The organism is uncultured Brachyspira sp., from assembly GCF_949287625.1.
Taxonomy (GTDB): domain Bacteria; phylum Spirochaetota; class Brachyspiria; order Brachyspirales; family Brachyspiraceae; genus Brachyspira.
Map to the genome: position 1 here is coordinate 1 of NZ_CASEGO010000142.1, position 5,535 is coordinate 5,535.

Genomic DNA, 5,535 nt, shown 5'->3' on the forward strand with positions numbered 1-5,535 from the left:
AAGAACTGGGGTTTGGGGCAAAGCCCCAACTATAATTTAAAAATATTAAATTAAAAATTATATAATATTAATAAATTTAGTTTTGAAACAAGTCTATTGATATTTTTAATATTGCGGCTTTACACCAACTCACACTTCTTTGGTTAAAAATATAGAAATGAAGCTGCTGCTAATGAAAAAATATAGTTATAAAATATTATAACTAAAATTATTATAAATAATTTAGCAAAATGTTTTGAAACACAAAATAATTCTTTGACTTTTTTATAAGTTGAATTATACTTGTATCAAAATAAATAAAAATTGGAGTATAAATATGGCTGTTTTAGTATGCGGAGGAGCTGGTTATATCGGCTCGCATGTCGTTTGTGAACTTTTAAAACAAAATATAGAAACCGTTATAATAGATTCATTAGAATACGGACATAAAGAAGCTATAAAAGAGTGTAAAAATTTTTATCATGGAAATATAGGAGACAGCGATTTACTCGATAAAATTTTTAAAAGTCATGATATAGATTCTGTTATGCATTTATGTGCCTATATAGAAGTTGGAGAAAGTGTGCAAAATCCTGCTAAATATTATCAGAATAATCTATCCAATTCTATAAATCTTCTTAATGCCATGCTTAAAGCTAAAGTAAAAAACTTCATATTCTCTTCTACAGCAGCAGTTTACGGAGAGCCTGAAAAAATACCTTTGGAAGAGGACTGCAGAAAAGAACCTACTAATCCATACGGAGATAGTAAATTAGCATTAGAAAAAATACTTTCTTGGTATACAAAAGCATATGATTTTAATTATGCTGCTTTAAGATATTTTAATGCCTCAGGAGCTCACCCAGACGGACATATAGGCGAAGACCATAAACCTGAATCACATTTAATACCATTAATACTTCAAGTTCCGCTAGGAAAAAGAGAATCAATAAAAATATTTGGTGATGATTATCCTACAAGAGACGGTACTTGTTTGAGAGATTATATACATGTTTGCGACTTAGCTTTAGCACATATTGCTGCTATGAATTATCTAAAAAACGGCGGTAAAAGTGTTTCATGCAATTTAGGAAATGGAAACGGATTCAGTGTAAAAGAAGTTATTGAAGTAGCTAGAAAAGTAACAGGACACCCTATACCTGCGGAAGTTTGCCCTAGAAGAGCAGGCGATTCGTCAGAACTTATAGCAAGCAGTGAGAGGGCAAGAGAAGTTTTAGGTTGGACTCCTACTATAGACTCATTAGAAACTATAGTACAAACTGCTTGGAATTGGCATAAAAATCACCCTAATGGATATAATGACAGATAATATTTCTGTTTTTTAATTATAGGTTCAATAAATATATATTACATTTATTGAACCTATTTTTTTAAATAAAAGCATTAGATTATTTTTTACTTATTACACTTGCCATATATAGTTAAACATCTAAAAGGTGCATTTTAAATTTAGTTTTTTAATGAGTTTATTAACTTCTTTTAAATATGCATTCAAAACCGCATTATGAATTACAAATAAGTCTATTTATAATTCTTTATAAATTATATCCGAAATAAAATTAAAATATTTAGAACTTACCGCTTTCACATTTTCCCTAGCATTAATCTGAACATAGCCGTCATACTTTTTTATCATTTCTATATCATTATTAGAATCACCAGCAGTCAGAATTTTACTTATATTATTATTGGATTTCAAAAGATTATACAAAAACTCTACTCCATTAGCTTTATTAACAGTATTTTTTACTATATCAACCGTTCTTATATTCCCATAAGCAATAAGAGAAGAAGAAAATTCCTTATTGATAATATTTGCAACATTCTCTGTAGATTTAATATCAGAAGTCATTTTATTTATCTGTATAATATTTTTTACAGTATCTATTTCATCAATACTTATTTTTTTATCTACCCTAAAAGGAAGTATATCATTGCCATCTTTCGATTTTACAGATATAATGTAATCATCATTGGCTATCTCTACAGTACCTCCGAAAGTATCATGAAGAAATTTTATAACCATATATGCTGTATCTTCATCTATAGTATCTTTGAATATATTTTCTCTTTTATTATTAAATATCAAAGCTCCGTTATTGGCTATAAGATAATCAAATGTAAGACTATGTCTGTCAATATGCTCAAATATAGAAAATTTATTTCTTCCAGTGGCAATGGCAAATATATTTCCAGCCTCTCTCCATTTAGATATGGCATCGAAAACAGTTTTATCTATTTTTTCATGTATATATATAGTCATATCATAATCGCTAACAAATAGTTTCATAACAACTCTCTTTAATATATTAATTTTAAAATATTTTTAATTTTTACAATGCACTAATTATAATTCAAATTAACTATTATGCAATTATTTTTATAGTTTTTATCATTTATTAAAATAAATAATAAAATTTTTTTAATGTTATACCTAAACAGATATAATTTTTCAAAAATAAAATTATATTTTCTTTTTTAATATCTGGGTCTTTGCTGCGAAGCACACAGTCGTGGGCAACACCACTTCTTTTGTGATGCTCTGCGTGAGCAAAAGGCTACATTTTATGCTAAATTTAGCAATTTATACCACATATAAAACATAATTAGTACGATTTAATAATAATTTCGATACTTGCATTTTTTGGTTCTTTTTGCGGCGGGAAAAAGAACAACAAAAAAATTGACAAACTATAGTTGTTTAGGTATATACTCATTTAAAAACTTAATTAAACAGTAATAATAACAGTATTTTAATTTTTTATAAGTATAAATTTGCTAAGGCTATATTATATGAAAAAGCTAAATTATAAAAATATTAATGAAAAAATAGTATAAATATTTAGTTTTGAAACAAGTATAAATTTCTTATTTAATAAAAAATTACCTTTAATAAAAAATAAAAAAGAGAGGATATTTATTCATATCCCCTCTTAATTAAATGCTATAAATCAATTTAACCTAAAAAACCCTGTATAACTGGCATTAGTATTTTTATTAAAAGAAGTGCTGATAATATCCAAGTTAATAAAGATATATCTTTAGTTTTACCAGAAACAAATTTTAATATAGTAAAAGACAATACTCCGAAAGTAATACCTTCAGCTATACTGTATGCAAAAGGCATAAATATTATACATATAAAAGCTGGTATTGATTCAGTATAATCATAAAAATTTATTTCTAATATAGGAGTCATCATAAATAATCCTACTATTATCAAAGCAGGAGCAGTGGCAGCAGAAGGTATAGATAGAAATATATGAGAAAGAAAAAGAGAAATTGTAAATAATATAGCAACTACTAAAGAAGTAAGACCAGTTTTTCCGCCTTCAGCAACACCTGAAGCACTTTCTACATAAGTAGTAACAGTTGATGTTCCAAGACATGCCCCTACTACTGTACCTACTGCATCAGCAAATAAAGCCTGCTTACATCTAGGTACTTCTCCGCCTTTTGTAAGCATATTAGCTTTGGTACAAACACCTACTAATGTACCTACTGTATCAAACATATCTACGAAAAGAAAAGTAAACATCACTATAAACATATTAGAACTGAATATATTACTGAAATCAAGTTTAAAAGCTATAGGTTCTAATGAAGGAGGTATAAAACTTGCATGAGGAGAAAGTTTTGTAAGCCCCATAGGAATGCCTATTATAGTAGTAATAAATATACCCAAAAGTATAGCTCCTTTAACATTGTAGGCAAGCAAAATAGCTGTGATAATAATACCCAATATAGCAAGAAGTCCGCTTCCGGAAGTAATGTTTCCAAGTCCAAGCAAAGTAGAATCATTATTAACTATTATTTTGGCATTTTGAAGTCCTATAAAAGCAATGAACAAACCTATTCCCACAGAAATAGCTCTTTTCATATTAACAGGTATGCTATTAACTATTGCCTCTCTTACATTGAATATTGTAAGAACAACAAATATAATACCTTCTATAAATACTGCAGTTAAAGCTGTCTGCCAGCTGTAGCCCATACCAAGAACTACAGTAAAAGCAAAAAAGGCATTAAGTCCCATACCTGGAGCTAAAGCAAAAGGCAAATTAGCAAGCAAAGACATAATTAATGTTGCTATTATAGATGACACTACAGTAGCAGTAAAAACAGCCCCTTTATCCATACCTGTAGCACTAAGTATATCAGGGTTTACTGCCAATATATAGGCCATAGTCATAAAAGTAGTAAAGCCCGCTATAACTTCTGTTTTTACATTTGTGCCATGTTCTTTCAGCTTAAAAAACTTTTCCATAAAATATATCCTTTATCATTTTTTATCACAGTATTTTCATATTAATATTGTGAAAGCTATACTATATATGAGTATTATAATTTTTGCAATATTTTTTGAAAATAAATTACAGATATAATAATTATAAAAAATGAATGAAACTTTTACTTATAGAAAATATTAAAAATAAAATTCTATTTTATAAAATATATATTATAGAAATTTCATAATAATGATTAAAAAATAAAAGCCTAATATGTTTTATTTATCATACTAGGCTTTATTATTTTTTTATTAATCTATCATAAATTTATTTCTTTTTATTCTTTTTTGCTTCTTTTGTATTCACTTCAAGTATTGCATTATTATCTTTATTATCTTTTCTTGTGTAAATATATATAAGCATAACAGCACCTATTATCACCATAGGCACAGAATAAATAGCTCCTGCAGTAATTGGTCCTACAGTCCATTCTGTAATGTCTCGTGCGAACTGTTCTATTAATGTTCTAAAAAGCCCGTAAAGCAAAATCCATACCCAAAGTCTTGTACCAGGTCTTATTTTTTTATTCTTCTCGCTTAAATATCCTATTAAAAAAGAAACAAATGCAAGAACCAAGCCTTCAAGAAAAGCTTCGTATAACTGCGAAGGGTGTCTAGGTTCAGTATAAGGTCTTATCGCCTCAAACATAGAAGCCCATCTCTCATAACCGCCTACTGCATCATATAATGGAAATTTCATTCCTAAAAACGAATCTGTAACGCGTCCGTAAAGTTCGGCATTCATGAAATTTCCAATCCTTCCGAAAAATAAACATAAACTTGCAGGAAGAGTTCCGTTATCTGTAATATTATAAAAATCATATTTATATTTTTTGCTGAATACAAATAATGCTATAAACATACCTATAAATCCGCCATGAAATGACATTCCAGCAAAACCAGTGAAAGTAAATCCGTTATCAAGATTAATACCTAATATTTCCCAAGGTGTTAAAAAACTCTTTGGCGAGTAAAAAAGAAAATAACCAATTCTAGCTCCTACTATAGCACCAACAGCAGCATAAAATACCATATCGTATATACCGCCGTTTTTTTCATCAGCATTAAATTTTATCCAGCCTCTTTTTTTCACAAAATATAAAACTATACAGGAAGTTATAATACCTACTATATACATAAGCCCATACCACCTTATAGCCCCTAATATAGGTATGCTTGGAGGAAATACAAACGGAGTAAAAAATTCAGGGTAAGTCATATGTTTTCCTTTTTTAAATTTATTTTTT

Annotated in this window: 4 protein-coding genes; 1 reads left to right on the forward strand and 3 read right to left on the reverse strand. The window is 28.3% G+C overall.

What is annotated here, in order from left to right:
- Positions 1-316 precede the first annotated feature (316 nt).
- Positions 317-1,309 (forward strand): UDP-glucose 4-epimerase GalE, encoded by a 993-nt coding sequence (gene galE, locus Q1X91_RS14570; RefSeq protein ID WP_300759153.1) that lies wholly within the window; start codon positions 317-319, stop codon positions 1,307-1,309.
- Positions 1,310-1,525: 216 nt separating this feature from the next.
- Here the strand turns inward: galE and Q1X91_RS14575 are convergent, their stop codons facing one another.
- From Q1X91_RS14575 to lgt, 3 genes are all read right to left on the reverse strand, one after another.
- On the reverse strand, positions 1,526-2,290 hold the full coding sequence (locus Q1X91_RS14575; RefSeq protein ID WP_300759155.1) for an HAD-IIB family hydrolase: 765 nt from the start codon (positions 2,288-2,290) through the stop codon (positions 1,526-1,528).
- Positions 2,291-2,956: 666 nt separating this feature from the next.
- Positions 2,957-4,267, reverse strand: a complete 1,311-nt coding sequence (locus Q1X91_RS14580; protein WP_300759157.1) for an NCS2 family permease — start codon at positions 4,265-4,267, stop codon at positions 2,957-2,959.
- A 289-nt stretch (positions 4,268-4,556) separates the two neighbouring features.
- Entirely contained in the window at positions 4,557-5,507 is a 951-nt protein-coding gene (lgt, locus tag Q1X91_RS14585) for a prolipoprotein diacylglyceryl transferase (RefSeq protein WP_300759159.1), read from the reverse strand.
- Between the last annotated feature and the right edge of the window lie 28 nt (positions 5,508-5,535).

Excerpts from the sequence above, each read along its gene's own strand:
- Q1X91_RS14575 (WP_300759155.1), bottom strand. The coding sequence starts at position 2,290 with ATGAAACTATTTGTTAGCGATTATGATATGACTATATATATACATGAA.
- lgt (WP_300759159.1), bottom strand. The coding sequence starts at position 5,507 with ATGACTTACCCTGAATTTTTTACTCCGTTTGTATTTCCTCCAAGCATA.
- Q1X91_RS14580 (WP_300759157.1), bottom strand. The coding sequence starts at position 4,267 with ATGGAAAAGTTTTTTAAGCTGAAAGAACATGGCACAAATGTAAAAACA.
- galE (WP_300759153.1), top strand. The coding sequence starts at position 317 with ATGGCTGTTTTAGTATGCGGAGGAGCTGGTTATATCGGCTCGCATGTC.